Source organism: Nocardioides aquiterrae (assembly GCF_039526625.1).
Lineage (GTDB): Bacteria > Actinomycetota > Actinomycetes > Propionibacteriales > Nocardioidaceae > Nocardioides > Nocardioides aquiterrae.
This window is the reverse complement of record NZ_BAAAJE010000002.1, coordinates 24,720-40,380: the sequence shown is the minus strand read 5'-3', so window position 1 is coordinate 40,380 and position 15,661 is coordinate 24,720. Positions and strand designations below refer to the sequence as shown.

Below are 15,661 nucleotides of genomic sequence, written 5' to 3'. Positions count from 1 at the left end.
CACGCCCCCGGCGTGTTCTTCCCTGCCAGTGGCTGCCTCGACGAATGGGACTTGGGTGGATGGTCGATGAAGGCTCCGACGCTGGTCTGCGTGGCCGCGACCTCATCGGCCTCGGAGGCCTCCTCGCCGGTGCCGTCGTGGCCGGCCTGGTCATCGGGTACCTCGTCGACGAGGCCGCCGGCACGTCGCCCGTCTTCGTCCTGGTCGGGATCGGCCTGGGCATCCTCGCCGGCTGCGCCGGCTTCGTCGTCAAGGTCCGTGCCGCCCTCCGGGGGTGAGCACCGATGAGTCTGACCGAGATGAGCGATGCGATGACCGACCCCACCGCCCAGCCGCCGGGCAAGCCGTCGATCTGGCGGGTCGTCCGGGACCAGCGCAAGATCGAGCTGGTCGGCCTCGGCATGGTCGTCGCCAGCTTCTGGATCGTCGGCCAGCTCGGCGAGTGGCGGCTGGCGGGCTGTATCGCCGGCGGTGTGCTGCTCGGGCTGGTCAACCACCTCGCGACCGAGTTCTGGCTGCTCAAGACGATCTCGTCCGGTGAGCAGCCGTCCCGCAACCAGATGATCGCCGCGACGATCGTCCGGCTGACCCTCCTCACGGTGGTCGCCCTCGGCATCGCCGTGATGTTCTGGCCCGACGGCATCGGCCTGCTGCTCGGCCTGGCCATCTTCCGGCTCATCGCCCTGGTGATGACCACGATCCCGCTGTTGAAGGAGCTGAAGAACCCATGACCGGCCTGCAGACTCTCACCGGTCTCCTCCCCATGGCCTCGGGCGGTGGGGGAGAGGAGTCGACGATCCAGATCGGCCACCACAAGACCGCCGAGTGGCTCGGGATGACCTTCAACGTGGACACCATCATCTCCACGCTCGTCGCCGGTGGCCTGGTGCTCCTCCTCGGCTTCTGGGTGGTCCGCCAGATGAGGCGCACCACCGAGGACCACGTGCCGACCAAGACCCAGATCCTCTGGGAGGCCGTGGTCGGCGAGGTCAACAAGCAGGTCGAGGACAACCTGGGCCGGGTGCACCCGTTCGTCGCCCCGCTGGCGATCTCGCTGTTCTTCTTCATCCTGTTCGCGAACTGGCTGGAGCTGGTGCCGACGGAGCTCAACCACGACACGCACCTGCTGCCCGCCCCGACCGCGGACACCAACCTGACCTACGCGCTCGCCGCGGTCACGATGATCAGCGTCTGGGCCTACGGCATCCGCCAGAAGGGCGTGAAGGGCTACTTCAAGCACTTCCTGGAGCCGTTCCCGGTGCTGCTGCCGCTGAACATCCTCGAGGAGCTGATCAAGCCGATCACGCTCGCGCTGCGACTCTTCGGCAACATCTTCGCCGGCGGCATCATGCTCGCGCTGATCGGTCTGATCCCGATCTACGCGATGTGGGCGCCGAACCTGCTCTGGAAGGCCTTCGACGGTGTCATCGGCCTGATCCAGGCCTTCATCTTCGCGCTGCTGACCGTCCTCTACTTCGCGATGGCCGGTGCCGGGCACGAGGACCACGAGGACCACGAGGAGCACCACGGCGACCAGCGTGAGAAGCCGGCCGACCACGACGACACCGTCGGCCACGACGACGCGGCCTCGGCCGAGCCGTCCCCCGTACCAGCGCACTGACCGACCCCGGTCAGGCGCCGACAGAGGTAATCACCAGCGCCACTCCCCGGCGCTAAACCTGAGGAGAGAAGAGACAATGGCAGTAACTGATGACGCCGTGACCCTGGCCGGTGCCTTCGTCGGTGGTGGCATCGCCCTCGCCGGCGGCGCGATCGGTGCCGGTATCGGTGACGGTCTGGCCGGTTCGTCGTACATCGAGGGCGTGGCCCGCCAGCCCGAGGCGCAGGGCCGCCTGCAGACCATCTTCTTCCTGACGGTGGGTCTGGTCGAGGCGATGTTCTTCATCAACCTCGCGTTCATGGCGCTGTTCGTCTTCGTCCTCGGCTGACCCGGGGCCCGGCCCCACCCAGTCAGAAGCAAGCAAAGGAACCCATTCGATGGCAAGCGTTGCGATCACTCCCATGGAGAGCAACTTCCTCGTCCCGAACGCGACGTTCTTCGTCGAGCTCGCGGCGTTCGCGCTGCTGCTGTTCCTGCTGGGCAAGTACGTCATCCCGCCGATCAACCGCGCGATGACCGCCCGGCAGGACGCGATCCGCGCCCAGTTCGCCGAGCTGGACGAGGCCAAGTCCGAGGCCCACGCGGCCGAGGAGGAGTTCAAGTCCCAGATCGCCGACGCGCGCCACGAGGCCGCGCGGATCCGCGAGGAGGCCCGCGAGCAGGGCGCCCAGATCATCGCGGAGATGCGTGAGCAGGCGAACGCCGAGGCGGCCCGCATCGTCGAGCACGCGCATGCGCAGATCGAGGCCGACCGCAAGGCGGCCATGGCGCAGCTGCGCAGCGAGGTGGGCACGCTCGCGACCACCCTGGCCGGCCGGATCGTCGGGGAGTCCCTCGAGGACGAGGCCCGCCAGAGCCGCGTGGTCGACCGGTTCCTGTCGGAGCTGGAAGGCGCCCGCTGATGGATCTGCGAGGAGCCTCGGCCGACTCCCTCCGGGAGCTGACCACCGAGCTCGGCAGCGCCCTGCGGGCCGGTTCGCACGCGGAGCAGGTCGCCGGTGAGCTGTTCACCGTCGCCCGGCTGCTGCGCGACGAGCCGTCCCTGCGCCGGGTCGCCACCGACGCCTCGCTGCCGGCCGAGCCCAAGCAGGGCCTGGTCACCCAGGTCCTCGAGGGCAAGGTCGACCCGACCACGCTCGACCTGGTCAGGAAGGCGGCGAGCCTGCGGTGGACCTCGAGCCGCGACCTGCCGGACGCCCTCGAGCGGCTCGGAGAGCTGGCCCTCGTCACGTCGGTCGGCAACGACGCGGACCGGCTCGCCGACGAGGTGTTCGCCCTCAGCCGCACGGTGACGGCCAACCCCGAGCTGCGCGACGCGCTCTCGAACCCGGCCCGCTCCCGCGCGGACAAGGAGCAGCTGCTGGACCGGCTGCTCGGCGGCAAGGTCCTCCCGGCGACCCTCGCGCTGGCCAAGCAGGCGCTGGCCGGGACCTACCGGACGGTGACCTCCGCCCTGGAGAACTACCGCAGGGTGGCGGCCGAGGCGCGCAACGAGTACGTCGCCACGGTCCGGGCCGTCACCCCGCTCAGCGACGGCGACCGCGACCGACTGGTCAAGGCGCTGAGCGAGCAGTACGGCCGCGAGATCCACGTCAACGAGGTCATCGACCCGACCGTCCTCGGTGGCGTCCGCGTCGAGATCGGTGACGACGTGATCGACGGCACCGTGTCGAGCCGCCTCGACGACGCCCGGCGCAAGCTGGTCGGCTGAGCACCACCGGCCCCAGACCACAGACTTCAGTAGAGACAAGAGAGTAGGGACAACGATGACGGAGCTTTCGATCCGTCCGGAGGAGATCCGCGACGCGCTGCAGAAGTACGTCGCCGACTACCAGCCCGAGGCGGCCAGCAAGGAAGAGGTCGGCACCGTCGCGACGGCGGGCGACGGCATCGCCCGCGTGAGCGGTCTGCCCTCGGCGATGGCCAACGAGCTCCTCGAGTTCGAGGACGGCACGCTCGGCATCGCCCTGAACCTCGACACCCGCGAGATCGGTGTCGTCATCCTCGGTGACTTCGAGGGCATCGAGGAGGGTCAGACGGTGCGCCGCACCGGCGAGATCCTCTCGGTCCCGGTCGGCGACGCCTTCATGGGCCGGGTCATCGACCCGCTCGGCACCCCGATCGACGGGCTCGGCGAGATCGAGTCCGAGGGCCGCCGTGCTCTCGAGCTCCAGGCCCCGGGCGTGATGGCCCGTCAGTCGGTCCACGAGCCGCTCGCGACCGGCATCAAGGCGATCGACTCGATGACCCCGATCGGCCGCGGCCAGCGCCAGCTGATCATCGGCGACCGCGCGACCGGCAAGACCACGATCGCGATCGACACGATCATCAACCAGAAGAAGAACTGGGAGTCGGGCGACCCGGCCAAGCAGGTCCGCTGCATCTACGTCGCGATCGGCCAGAAGGGCTCGACCATCGCCTCGGTGCGTGGCGCCCTCGAGGAGGCCGGCGCACTGGAGTACACGACGATCGTCGCCTCGCCGGCGTCCGACAGCGCGGGCTTCAAGTACCTCGCGCCGTACACCGGCTCGGCCATCGGCCAGCACTGGATGTACGACGGCAAGCACGTCCTGATCGTCTTCGACGACCTGACCAAGCAGGCCGAGGCCTACCGCGCCGTGTCGCTGCTGCTGCGCCGCCCGCCGGGCCGCGAGGCGTACCCGGGCGACGTGTTCTACCTGCACAGCCGGCTGCTCGAGCGCTGCGCGAAGCTGTCCGACGACATGGGCGCGGGCTCGATGACCGGTCTGCCGATCATCGAGACCAAGGCCAACGACGTGTCGGCGTACATCCCGACCAACGTCATCTCGATCACCGACGGCCAGATCTTCCTGCAGTCGGACCTGTTCGCGGCCAACCAGCGCCCGGCGATCGACGTCGGTGTGTCGGTGTCCCGCGTGGGTGGTGCCGCGATGACCAAGGCGATGAAGGCCGTCACCGGCTCGCTCAAGGTCGACCTCGCGCAGTTCCGCGCGATGGAGGCGTTCGCGATGTTCGCGTCCGACCTGGACGCCGCCTCGCGGCAGCAGCTGGACCGCGGCCAGCGCCTGATGGCGCTGCTCAAGCAGCCGGCGTACTCGCCGTACCCGCTCGAGGAGATGACCGTCTCGCTGTGGATCGGCACCACCGGTCGCCTCGACCGCGTGCCGACCGCCGACGTGCTCCGCTTCGAGCGCGAGTTCCTCGACTACCTGCGCCGCTCGCACGACGGCATCCTGTCGGCCATCCGGGAGACGCAGAAGTTCGAGGACGACACCGCATCCGCCCTTGCCGATGCCTACGACTCCTTCCTCGACCAGTTCGAGACGTCCGAGGGCGGCTCGATCAAGGTCGGCCACGAGCCCGAGGCGGAGGCCCTGGAGGACGAGGACGTCGAGCAGGAGCAGATCGTCAAGCAGAAGCGGGGCTGATCGCACATGGCTCTCTCGGTGCGCGAGTACCGGGCGCGGATCAAGTCGACGGAGTCGATGAAGAAGATCACCCGCGCCATGGAGCTCATCGCCGCGTCCCGCATCATCAAGGCGCAGCAGCGGGCCCAGTCGGCCGCGCCGTACGCGCGTGAGCTGACCCGGGCGGTCTCGGCGGTGGCGACGTACTCCAACGTCGACCACCCGCTGACCCGCGAGCCGGAGGACCCCAAGCGGGCCGCCGTGCTCATCGTGACCAGCGACCGCGGCCTGGCCGGCGCCTACTCCTCGAGCGTGCTCAAGGAGGCCGAGCGGCTCGCTGAGAAGCTGCGGAGCGAGGGCAAGGAGATCGACACCTACATCTGCGGCCGCAAGGGCGAGGCGTACTACAAGTTCCGTGGTCGCCCCGTCGTGCAGTCGTGGACCGGGTTCTCCGACCAGCCGTCGTACGACGCCGCTCACGAGATCGGCAGGACGCTGATCGACGCGTTCCTCGACGAGGACGGCGAGCACGCGGTGGACGAGGTCCACGTCGTGTTCACCCGGTTCCGCTCGATGCTCCTCCAGGAGCCGACCGACGTGCGGCTGCTGCCGCTCGAGGTCGTCGAGGGCGAGGAGCGGCCGGCGTCGGACGAGGTGCTGCCGCTCTACGAGTTCGAGCCGTCCCCGGAGGCGGTGCTGGACGGGCTGCTCCCGCAGTACGTCCAGAGCCGGATCTTCTTCGCGCTGCTGCAGGCGGCCGCCTCCGAGCTGGCCGCCCGTCAGAAGGCGATGAAGTCCGCCACCGACAACGCGGACGAGCTCATCAAGAAGTACACCCGAATCGCCAACCAGGCCCGCCAGGCCGGTATTACCCAGGAAATCAGCGAGATCGTCGGAGGCGTCAACGCGCTCGCCGACGCCCAAGCGGGGAGTGAGTGAAGGACATGACTGCAACGATCGAAGAGACCCAGGAGACCGGGTCGGCCAACACCGGCCGCATCGCCCGGGTGATCGGCCCGGTCGTCGACGTCGAGTTCCCCGTGGACTCGATGCCGGAGATCTACAACAAGCTCGAGTGCGAGGTCACGCTCGGCGAGGAGACCACCGTGCTCCCGCTCGAGGTCGCCCAGCACATCGGCGACGGCATGGTCCGCGCGATCTCGCTGAAGCCGACCGACGGCCTGGTCCGCGGCGCCCAGGTGACCGACACCGGCGGCCCCATCAGCGTCCCGGTGGGTGACATCACGCTCGGCAAGGTCTTCAACGCGACCGGCGACGTGCTGAACCTCAAGGAAGGCGAGACCTTCGACGTCCAGGAGCGGTGGGGCATCCACCGCAAGGCGCCGGCGTTCGACCAGCTCGAGTCGAAGACGCAGATGTTCGAGACCGGCATCAAGGTCATCGACCTGCTCACGCCGTACGTCCAGGGCGGCAAGATCGGCCTGTTCGGCGGCGCCGGCGTGGGCAAGACCGTGCTCATCCAGGAGATGATCGCGCGTGTTGCGAAGGACCACGGTGGTGTGTCGGTGTTCGCCGGTGTCGGCGAGCGCACCCGTGAGGGCAACGACCTGATCGTCGAGATGGAGGAAGCCGGCGTCATCGGCCAGACCGCCCTCGTCTTCGGCCAGATGGACGAGCCGCCGGGCACCCGCCTGCGGGTCGCGCTGTCCGCGCTGACGATGGCGGAGTACTTCCGCGACGTCCAGAACCAGGACGTGCTGCTGTTCATCGACAACATCTTCCGGTTCACCCAGGCCGGTTCCGAGGTGTCCACCCTGCTCGGCCGGATGCCGTCCGCGGTGGGCTACCAGCCGAACCTCGCCGACGAGATGGGCACGCTCCAGGAGCGGATCACGTCGACCCGCGGCCACTCGATCACCTCGATGCAGGCGATCTACGTGCCCGCGGACGACTACACCGACCCGGCGCCGGCCACCACGTTCGCGCACCTCGACGCGACCACGGAGCTGTCGCGCGAGATCGCGTCGCTGGGCATCTACCCGGCCGTGGACCCGCTGACCTCGACCTCCCGGATCCTCGACCCGCAGTACATCGGTCAGGACCACTACGACTGCGCGATCCGCATCAAGCAGATCCTGCAGCGCAACAAGGAGCTCCAGGACATCATCGCGATCCTCGGTGTCGACGAGCTCTCCGAAGAGGACAAGATCATCGTGTCCCGGGCTCGCCGCATCCAGCGGTTCCTGTCGCAGAACACCTACGTGGCCAAGCAGTTCACCGGCATCGAGGGCTCGACCGTCCCGGTGTCGGAGACCATCGAGGCGTTCAACAAGATCGCGGACGGCGAGTACGACCACGTGGCCGAGCAGGCCTTCTTCATGTGCGGCGGTCTGGATGACGTCGAGCAGAAGTGGGCCGACATCCAGAAGAACCTCTGAGCCGATGGCAGACAACGACCAGCTCCAGGTCGAGCTCGTCGCGGCCGACCGGACCGTGTGGTCCGGTCAGGCCACGATGGTCGTCGCCAAGACCGCGGACGGTGACATCGGCATCCTGCGCAACCACATGCCGGTGCTCTCGCTCCTGGTCGACGGCGTCGTCGAGATCACCCCGGTCGACGGCGAGAAGGTCTTCGCCGCGGTCGACGGCGGGTTCTTGTCGGTCGCCCACAACCGGGTGTCGGTGCTGTCGCAGTTCGCGGCGCTCGCCGACGAGATCGACGTGGCCGCCGAGCGGGCCGAGCTGGAGTCGGCCGAGGCGGCCTCCGACGACGAGGACGCCGCCGCGCGCGCCCGTCGTGCCGAGGCGCGGATCCGGGCGGCCGAACGGGCCTCCTGACCCGGAGCACACCAGGACCAGACCCAGACATCGCACCCGCAGGGGCGCCCGCTAGGGTGAGCACCCCTGCGGGTGCGAGTCGTTTTGGGAGGGCCTGGATGCCGGTATGGCAGTGGCTGCTGGATGCAGCCGGTGCGCTGCTCGGCGTCGTCCTGCTCTTCGGCCTCGGCCTCATCGTCCGCCGCCGGTTGCTGTCCCGCCACGGCGGCACCTTCGAGCTCAGCTATCGCGTCCGGTCCTCCAAGGCCGGGCGCGGTTGGCTTCTGGGGCTCGGCCGCTACTCCGGGGAGTCCCTGGAGTGGTTCCGCTACTTCTCGCTCTGGCCGCGCCCCAAGCGGGTGCTCGAGCGCTCGGAGCTGACCTTCGTCGGCCGCCGCGACCCCGAGGGTGCGGAGCAGATGTCGCTCTACCCCGACCACGTCGTGATCTCCTGCCGGACCCCCGGCGGCCTCATCGAGCTCGCGATGTCGGAGGGCTCGCTGATGGGCTTCTCCTCCTGGCTCGAGGCCGGGCCGCCCGGGACCGACTGGACCCGCGGCCCCCGTTGAAATGCCGAGTCGGCGTCAGGCGGTGGGTGCTCCGTCCTCGTAGAGCCGGGGGATGCGGTGGTTGGCGGCGAACATGCCGTGCGGGTCGACCGCGCTGCGGATGCCGGTCAGCTGCGTCCAGGTCGCCGCGTCGAAGATCGCGCGGGCGTCGACCGGGTTCTCGGCGAAGTTCGAGTACTGGCGGCCGTTGTCGAACGGCGCCAGCGCCGCGCTGAGGCGCACCGCGTCGGCGTGCGCCTGGGCGCCCATCTCCGGGGTGGCCGCGATCCCGCCGCCGAAGGTGAGGAACTGGCCGTCGAGGCGGTTCAGCACCCCGCCACCCTCGTGCGGGCGGCCCAGCGCGCCGCCCAGCTGGCGCAGCTCGGCCATCAGCAGCGAGCTGCTCGCGTCCGGCCCGGCCTCGGCGATGAACGCGTCGACCGCGGCGTCCGGCAGCGACCCGAGCATGATCGAGTCGGAGGCGAACGGCGCACCGCCCTCGGGGTCCATGTGCAGCCGCACCAGCGACTTCGCGGGCACCCGCGCGAAGGTGTCCAGGAACGGGCGCAGCGCGCGGAGGCCCGCGAGCAGCTCCTCGCCGCGCTCGTCGGAGCCGAGCACGGCGCCGTCGATCACGACCAGCTCCTGGCCACGGAGGAACTCCGGCAGGTCGGGCAGGTCCGGGAGGCGCATCGCGCGGAACGACGTCGTGACCTCGTCCGGAGCGCCCGGCGCCCAGGCGGCCCACTCCCGCAGCACCGGCTCGATGTCGCGGAGGTTCCACATCAGCATCCCGGCGTACGCGGTCGGGATGTCGAACATCCGCAGCTCGAGCGCGGTGACGACGCCGAAGTTCCCGCCGCCGCCGCGGACCGCCCAGAACAGCTCGGCGTTCTGCTCGGCGTCGGCGCGGACCACGCTGCCGTCGGCGACCACCATCTCCACGGCGGTGAGGCTGTTGGTGGCCAGGCCGAGCTTGCGGGCGTACCAGCCGATGCCGCCGCCGAGGGAGTAGCCGGCGATGCCGACGTCGGGGGAGGAGCCGTGCAGCACGGCCCGGCCGTGCGCGGCGGCCGCGTCCACGGCCGGCTCCCAGATCGTGCCGCCCTCGACCCGGACGATGCCGCGGGAGGGGTCGGCGATCGCCGACGACATCTCGGAGGTGCGGACGATGACCACGTCCTCGAGGCCCTGGGCAGCGAGCGGGCCGGCGTTGTGGCCGGTGCTCTGCGGGGCGACCCGCAGGCCGCACTCGGCGGCGAGGCTGACGACGGTGGCGACCTCGGCCGCGGTGCGGGGGAGGGCGACGGCAGCGGGACGCTGGTCGACGGCGAAGTTCCAGGCGACGCGGACGGCGTCGTACCCGGGGTCGCCGGGGAGGTGGACGCGGCCGCCGAGGAGGCCGCGGAACGCGGTGGCGGGGCTCTGGGTGTCGAGGTCGATGGTCATGCGGGGGTGCTCCTTGGTTCGGATGATCGGTGGGACGACCTTGCGCCGGGGCACTTGGAGCCCACTTCGAGCCGGCTTGGAGCCCGGCTTGGAACCGGTTCGGGAGCGCGGTCGGCGGCTGCTCCCTACGCTGTGCGCGTGGAGGTGTCGGTCCTCGGCCCGGTCGAGGTGAGCCTGGCGGGAGCGCCGGTCGACCTGGGTACGCCGAAGCAGCGGGCCCTGGTCGCGGCGCTCGCGCTGTCCCGCCGCTGGCCCGTCTCGGTGGACGCGATCGTCGACCTGCTGTGGGAGGACGCCGCGCCGCCGGGGGTGACCGCCACGCTGCAGGCCTACGTCTCCCAGCTCCGGAGGGTCCTCGAGCCCGACCGGGAGCGTCGCGCGCCGGCGACCGTGCTGGTCACGGTGGCGCCGGGCTACGCCCTGCGGGTGCCCGACGAGAGCGTCGACGTGGGGCGCTTCGAGCAGGCGGTGAACACCGCGCACCGGGCGCTGCAGCCCGGGGGCTGGGGGCCGTCGCCGCTGGACGCGGGTCAGCTGACCGCCCAGGTGGGCGCCCTGGACGCGGCGCTGGCGCTCTGGCGGGGCACGCCGTACGCCGAGCTGGGCGACGCGGACCCGGCCGTGGCCGAGCGCGCCCGTCTCGAGGAGCTGCGGCTGGTCGCCCTGGAGGACCGTGCGGTCGCGGGCCTGGCGCTGGGCCACCACGCGACCGTGGCGGCCGAGCTGGAGGCCCTCACCGCCGCCCACCCGCTGCGCGAGCGGCTCTGGGCGCTCCGGGCGCTGGCGCTGACCCGGTCCGGGCGGCAGGCCGACGCCCTCGACGTGCTCCGCCGGGTCCGGGAGGTGCTCGACGAGGAGCTGGGGCTCGAGCCGTCCGCCGAGCTGCGCGACCTGCAGACCGCGGTGCTGCGCCAGGACCCGGAGCTGGACTGGACGGCACCCGCGGCGGGCGCGGCCCCACCGACCCCGGCGCCGCCGCCGGTCGCGGAGCGGCCGGCCCGCGCCGAGCAGGTCGCCCCGTGGCCGATGGTGGGCCGGGACGCCGACCTGGAGTCGCTCGTCGACGTGGTCGAGGCCGCCGAGCGCGGCGTCCCGTCGTACGCCGTCATCACCGGCGACCCGGGGATCGGCAAGTCCCGGCTGGCGGCCGAGCTGGTGCTGCGCGCGCGGCAGCGCGGGCTGCGGGTCCTGGTCGGCCGCTGCTCGCAGGACGACGGCGCCCCGCCGCTGTGGCCGTGGAAGAGCGTGCTGGACGAGCTCGGCGTCAGCCTCCTCGAGGAGCAGCCCGCGACCGAGGGCGAGGGCGGTCAGTTCCGTGCCTGGGAGCGGATCGCGGACGCGATCCGGTCCGCCGCGGAGGAGCAGCCGACGGTCGTGGTGCTCGACGACCTGCACTGGGCGGACACGTCGACGCTGCGGGTGCTGCGCCTGCTGGTGGAGACCACCGACCGGGCGCGGCTGCTGGTGGTGACCACGTGGCGCTCGCACCCGGAGCCGGCCGGGGCGCTGGCGGACGTGGCCGAGGCGCTCGCCCGGATGCACGCCCTGCGGCTGCAGCTGTCCGGCCTGCCACCACGCGAGGTCGCCGCGGTCTTCGAGAGCGTCACCCATCGCGAGCTGGCGCCCGCCGAGGCCGCCGCGCTGCGCGAGCGGACCGACGGCAACCCTTTCTTCCTGGTGGAGCTGGCCCGGCTCGCGGGGGAGCGCGGCGCCGGGGGCGACGAGCTGCCGACCGCGGTCACCGACGTGATCAACCGGCGGCTGCTCCGCCTGCCGGACCGGACGGTCAGCGCGCTCCGGGCGGCCGCGGTGATCGGCCGCGAGTTCGACACGCCGACGCTGGCGACGATCACCGCGATCGACGAGGACGACCTGCTCGACGTGGTCGAGCCGGCCCAGGCCGCGGGGCTGGTGCGCGAGGACGGCGTCGACCACTTCCTGTTCGCGCACGCGCTGGTCCGCGACACGCTGCGCGCGGGGACGAGCGTCAGCCGCCGGGCGCGGCTCCACGCGCGGGTGGCCGACGCGCTGACCGGCGTACCCGGACGGGAGACCGAGGTGGCCCGGCACTGGCGCGAGGCCGGCCCGTCGTACGGCGACCGGGCCTGGCGGTCCGCGGTCGAGGCAGCGACGCTGGCCCGCCGGCTCTACGCCTACGACCAGGCGGCCGAGCTGCTCGAGGGCGCGCTGGTGTCGCTGGACAGCGACGGCCAGGCGACGCTGCGGGACCGGTACGACGTGCTGATGGCGCTCATCGAGGCCTACCGGTGGGCCGCCCGGCTGCCGGACCTCGTGGCGACCGTCGAGCAGGCGATCGAGGTCGGCAAGCAGCTGCGCGACCCCGAGGCCGTGGCCCGGGCGGCGATCGCGACCACCGAGGGCGTGCTCTGGCGGTCGGGACCGCCCGGGGCGGTCAACGAGGACGTCGTGGCCGCCCTGCGCGGCAGCCTGGACCGGCTGCCCACCGCGGACAGCGACCTGCGCTGCCGCACCATGCTGGCCCTGGCCAACGAGCTGTACGACACGGTCTCGTGGGAGGAACGCCGAGCGCTCTGCGACGAGGGCCTCGCGATGGCGCGGCGGCTCGGGGACCCGCTGCTGCTGATGTTCGCCTGCCAGGTCTGCTTCGTCGCGCTGTGGACGGCGGAGACCGCGGTCGAGCGGGTGGAGCTGGTGCGCGAGGCCCAGGAGCTGGCTCGCACCACCCGGAGCGAGCGCGCGTTCGTGGTGTGCGCGACCCTGCACGCGGCGGTGCTGAGCGAGGTCGGCCGGGTCGACGAGATGTGGGCCGCGATCGCCGAGGCCCGGGCGGCCGCGCAGGAGCAGCGGATCGCGTTCGGCGAGCTCGTGCTCGGTGGGCTGGAGATCCCCTGGCACGCGATGGCGGGGCGGTTCGACGAGTGCGAGCGACTGCTCGCGGAGATCCACGACCTCGGCAGCCGGCTCTCGCACCACAACGTCGACGAGAGCGTCGCCGCGTCGATGCTCGCGATCTGCCTGTGGCAGGGGCGGCCCGGGGAGATGGTGCCGGTGCTCGAGGCGTTCGACGAGACGCCGTACCCCTTCGGGGCGAGCATCGCGGTCTACCTCTGGCGGGCGGGTGAGCCGGACAAGGCGCGGGAGGTGTACGCCGAGCGCGGCGCCCCGCTCGACCACGACAACGACATCTCGCTGCTGGCCTGGGCGCACGCCGCCGAGCTCGCGCTGTACCTCGGCGAGCCCGCGCTGGCCGCCGGCGCCTACGCGAGGCTCGCGCCGCTCGCCGGCCTGAACACCTGCGCCGGGTCGTCGCTGGCGCTCGGGCCGGTGGACACCTACCTGGCGCTCGCCGCGGCGGCCACCGGCGAGCGCGACCTCGCCGCGAAGCACGCCGACGACGCCCTTGCGCTGGCCGACGCGTGGGGCGTGCCGCAGCTGGCGTCGTGGCTGCGGGACCTGCGCGCGGAGCACGGCTTCTGACCCGGCCTCTGGACCGGTCAAGTGATGGTTAGGCTGGTCGGGTGCCGCCCCTGCTCCACACCCGCAACGCCGTCGCCGCGAGCTTCGCCCTCAACGGGTTCTGCTTCGCCACGCTGGTCTCGCGGCTCCCCGACATCCGGAGCGGGCTCGACCTCGACAACGGCGCGCTCGGGCTGCTGCTGCTGGCGCTCTCCGCGGGGTCGGTGATCGCGCTGCCGCTCAGCGGCCGGCTCATCGACCGGATCGGCGCGGCCGCGGTGACCCGGCTCGGCGCCTGCCTCGTCGCGGTCGGCCTGACCGTCGCGGCCGCGGGCGTGGTGACCGACGTGGTGCTGGTCGCCGCGCTGGGGCTCTTCGTCAACGGGGTCGGCACCGCGGTCTGGGACGTCTCGATGAACGTCGAGGGCGCCGAGGTGGAGCGCCGCCTGAGCCGCACGATCATGCCGCGGTTCCACGCGGGCTGGAGCCTGGGCTCGTTCGCCGGCGCCGCGGTCGGCGTCCCCATGGCCGCGGTGCACGCGCCGCTGCTGCTGCACGCCACGGTCTTCGCGGTGCTCGCCGCGGCGGCGACCTGGCGCGCGGCGGCCACCTACCTGCCGCCGTCCGCCGAGCCGGAGGAGCGCGAGGCGGTGGCGTTCTCGCCGTGGCGCGAGCCGCGCACGCTGGCGATCGGGGTCATGGTGCTGGCGTTCGCGCTGTCGGAGGGGTCGGCCAACGACTGGCTGTCGCTCGCCCTCATCGACGGCTACGACGTCCGTCACTGGGTCGGCGTCGCCGGCTACGCCGTCTTTGTGTGCTCGATGATGGCCGGCCGCCTCTACGGGCCGGTGGTCCTGGACCGGTTCGGACGGGCCCCGGTGCTCTGGGGCTGCGCCGCCGCGGGCTTCGCCGGGATCCTGCTCGTGGTCTTCGGCGGCGGCGGCGTACCGGTGGTGATCGGCATCGTCGTGTGGGGCGTGGGCGCCTCGCTCGGCTTCCCGGTCGGCATGAGCGCGGCCGCCGACGACCCGCTCCGCGCCGCCCGCCGGGTCAGCGCGGTCTCCACGATCGGCTACTCGGCGTTCCTCGCCGGACCGCCGCTGCTCGGCCTGCTCGCCGACCATGTCGGCACCCTGCGCACGCTGCTGGTGATCGCCGGCCTGATGGTGCCGGCCGCGGCCACCGTGTTCGCCGCGAAGGAGCCCGAGCGGGTCCGGACCTGACGCGTGGCCGACGCACGAGTCGGGTCCCGACGGGGCCGACTGGTGGGACAGTCCCTGAACTTGTCGGCCGAAACTTCGGCCGACAACGTCAGGTTTCCCCGGTTGACCGGGGAAACCGCCGCCGCGCCTACCGCTCCCCGCCCGGCACCCACAGCACGTCGCCGCGCTCGCGGTTGGCGTGCCGGGCCAGGATGAACAGCAGGTCGGAGAGCCGGTTGAGGTAGGTGATCGCGAGCTTGTTCATCGACTCGCCGTGCACCTCGTAGGCCGCCCAGGCCGATCGCTCGGCCCGGCGCGCCACGGTGCGGGCGACGTGCAGCAGCGCGGCGCCCGGCGTACCGCCGTTGAGGATGAACGAGCGCAGCTTGGGCAGGTGCTCGTTGTACTCGTCGCACCACGCCTCGAGCCGGTCGACGTACGCCTGCTCGATCCGCAGCGGGGGGTACTCGGGATCCGCGACCACCGGCGTGCAGAAGTCCGCCCCGACGTCGAACAGGTCGTTCTGCACGGTGGTCAGCACCGCGACCACGTCCGGCTCGAGCCCGCCGGTCGCCAGCGCCACCCCGATCTGCGCGTTCGCCTCGTCCACGTCGGCGTACGCCGCGAGCCGCAGGTCGGTCTTGCGGGTCACGCTCATGTCGCCGAGCCGGGTCTCCCCGTCGTCGCCGGTGCGCGTGTAGATCCGGGTGAGGTTGACCATGCACGGGAGCGTAGTCCGGACGGTTCCGGGCATGCCCGCCGAGCCGGCGGGGTACTCGCCTGCCACGGCACCGGACACGACACGGCGGAATTCTCCGCCGCGCAGACGCAACCGATCGGGTGTGTCCGGCGTCATAGTGGGTGACGAACCGGGGAATCTCGGCCCCGGAGGACGGGGTAACAGCTGTGGAGATCATCACCGACGGACCGACCATCCATCTCAGCGGTGACTTCGACGTGCGCAGCACGTGGGAGGTCCGCACCGCGATCTACGAGCTCCTCGACGGCCATGACGCCGACGTCGTCGTCGACCTCACCGACGTGTCCACCATCGACATGACCGCGCTCAAGGTGCTCGCGGTCGCCACCCGCCAGGCGACCCGCGAGGGCCACCACCTGATGCTGCGCGGGTGCGGTCCGGCGGTCCGCCGGATGCTGCACCTCTCCCGGCTGAGCCGCTTCGTGGAGGTCGAGCGGGCCGCGGCGACCGCCTGACCCGGCACGCCCGTGTCGGAT

The 15,661-nt window shown here is 71.8% G+C and carries 16 protein-coding genes; 14 read left to right on the top strand and 2 right to left on the bottom strand.

The features are described from left to right. Positions 1-59 precede the first annotated feature (59 nt). The 11 genes from ABD086_RS02625 (at position 60) to ABD086_RS02575 (ending at position 8,357) form a co-directional block, all read left to right on the top strand. The gene (locus ABD086_RS02625) at positions 60-278 is read left to right on the top strand and encodes an AtpZ/AtpI family protein (protein WP_343905383.1); all 219 of its coding nucleotides are present in this window, start codon (positions 60-62) and stop codon (positions 276-278) included. 33 nt (positions 279-311) lie between these two features. Beyond that, positions 312-731 carry a hypothetical protein gene (locus ABD086_RS02620; RefSeq protein WP_343905382.1) on the top strand — a complete coding sequence of 140 codons (420 nt, stop codon included), beginning with the start codon at positions 312-314 and terminating at the stop codon, positions 729-731. Further along, positions 728-1,621 (top strand): F0F1 ATP synthase subunit A, encoded by an 894-nt coding sequence (gene atpB / locus ABD086_RS02615; RefSeq protein ID WP_343905380.1) that lies wholly within the window; start codon positions 728-730, stop codon positions 1,619-1,621. Before ABD086_RS02620 ends, atpB begins: the two co-directional genes overlap by 4 nt. Positions 1,622-1,697: 76 nt before the next feature. Then, positions 1,698-1,949 carry a F0F1 ATP synthase subunit C gene (locus tag ABD086_RS02610; RefSeq protein WP_275744229.1) on the top strand — a complete coding sequence of 84 codons (252 nt, stop codon included), beginning with the start codon at positions 1,698-1,700 and terminating at the stop codon, positions 1,947-1,949. Between the two features lie 49 nt (positions 1,950-1,998). After that, positions 1,999-2,523 (top strand): F0F1 ATP synthase subunit B, encoded by a 525-nt coding sequence (locus ABD086_RS02605; RefSeq protein WP_343905378.1) that lies wholly within the window; start codon positions 1,999-2,001, stop codon positions 2,521-2,523. Continuing rightward, on the top strand, positions 2,523-3,332 hold the full coding sequence (locus ABD086_RS02600; protein WP_343905377.1) for a F0F1 ATP synthase subunit delta: 810 nt from the start codon (positions 2,523-2,525) through the stop codon (positions 3,330-3,332). The genes ABD086_RS02605 and ABD086_RS02600 overlap by 1 nt, the downstream gene beginning before the upstream one ends. Before the next feature lie 55 nt (positions 3,333-3,387). After that, positions 3,388-5,031, top strand: coding sequence for a F0F1 ATP synthase subunit alpha (gene atpA, locus ABD086_RS02595; protein ID WP_343905375.1), 1,644 nt, complete (start codon positions 3,388-3,390; stop codon positions 5,029-5,031). A 6-nt stretch (positions 5,032-5,037) separates the two neighbouring features. Continuing rightward, positions 5,038-5,949: a F0F1 ATP synthase subunit gamma gene (locus ABD086_RS02590; RefSeq protein ID WP_343905373.1), complete on the top strand. Its 912-nt coding sequence runs from the start codon at positions 5,038-5,040 to the stop codon at positions 5,947-5,949. A gap of 5 nt (positions 5,950-5,954) precedes the next feature. Next, complete coding sequence (gene atpD, locus ABD086_RS02585; RefSeq protein WP_343905371.1) at positions 5,955-7,409, top strand: F0F1 ATP synthase subunit beta; 1,455 nt, start codon at positions 5,955-5,957, stop codon at positions 7,407-7,409. Between the two features lie 4 nt (positions 7,410-7,413). Continuing rightward, complete coding sequence (locus tag ABD086_RS02580) at positions 7,414-7,809, top strand: F0F1 ATP synthase subunit epsilon (RefSeq protein WP_343905370.1); 396 nt, start codon at positions 7,414-7,416, stop codon at positions 7,807-7,809. A gap of 98 nt (positions 7,810-7,907) precedes the next feature. After that, positions 7,908-8,357, top strand: coding sequence for a DUF2550 domain-containing protein (locus ABD086_RS02575; protein ID WP_343905369.1), 450 nt, complete (start codon positions 7,908-7,910; stop codon positions 8,355-8,357). 15 nt (positions 8,358-8,372) lie between these two features. On the opposite strand, the gene ABD086_RS02570 is transcribed toward ABD086_RS02575, so the two are convergent. Continuing rightward, positions 8,373-9,785, bottom strand: a complete 1,413-nt coding sequence (locus ABD086_RS02570) for an FAD-binding oxidoreductase (protein ID WP_343905367.1) — start codon at positions 9,783-9,785, stop codon at positions 8,373-8,375. Positions 9,786-9,923: 138 nt separating this feature from the next. Here ABD086_RS02570 and ABD086_RS02565 point away from each other — a divergent pair, with 138 nt between their 5' ends. Both ABD086_RS02565 and ABD086_RS02560 read left to right on the top strand, forming a co-directional pair. After that, entirely contained in the window at positions 9,924-13,244 is a 3,321-nt protein-coding gene (locus ABD086_RS02565; protein WP_343905365.1) for an ATP-binding protein, read from the top strand. A gap of 41 nt (positions 13,245-13,285) precedes the next feature. Beyond that, positions 13,286-14,446: an MFS transporter gene (locus ABD086_RS02560; protein WP_343905363.1), complete on the top strand. Its 1,161-nt coding sequence runs from the start codon at positions 13,286-13,288 to the stop codon at positions 14,444-14,446. Positions 14,447-14,573: 127 nt separating this feature from the next. Here the strand turns inward: ABD086_RS02560 and ABD086_RS02555 are convergent, their stop codons facing one another. Next, complete coding sequence (locus ABD086_RS02555; protein WP_343905361.1) at positions 14,574-15,146, bottom strand: cob(I)yrinic acid a,c-diamide adenosyltransferase; 573 nt, start codon at positions 15,144-15,146, stop codon at positions 14,574-14,576. A 185-nt stretch (positions 15,147-15,331) separates the two neighbouring features. Between ABD086_RS02555 and ABD086_RS02550 the strand changes: the two genes are divergently transcribed. Continuing rightward, the gene (locus tag ABD086_RS02550) at positions 15,332-15,640 is read left to right on the top strand and encodes an STAS domain-containing protein (protein ID WP_343905359.1); all 309 of its coding nucleotides are present in this window, start codon (positions 15,332-15,334) and stop codon (positions 15,638-15,640) included. The last annotated feature ends 21 nt before the right edge of the window (positions 15,641-15,661 follow it).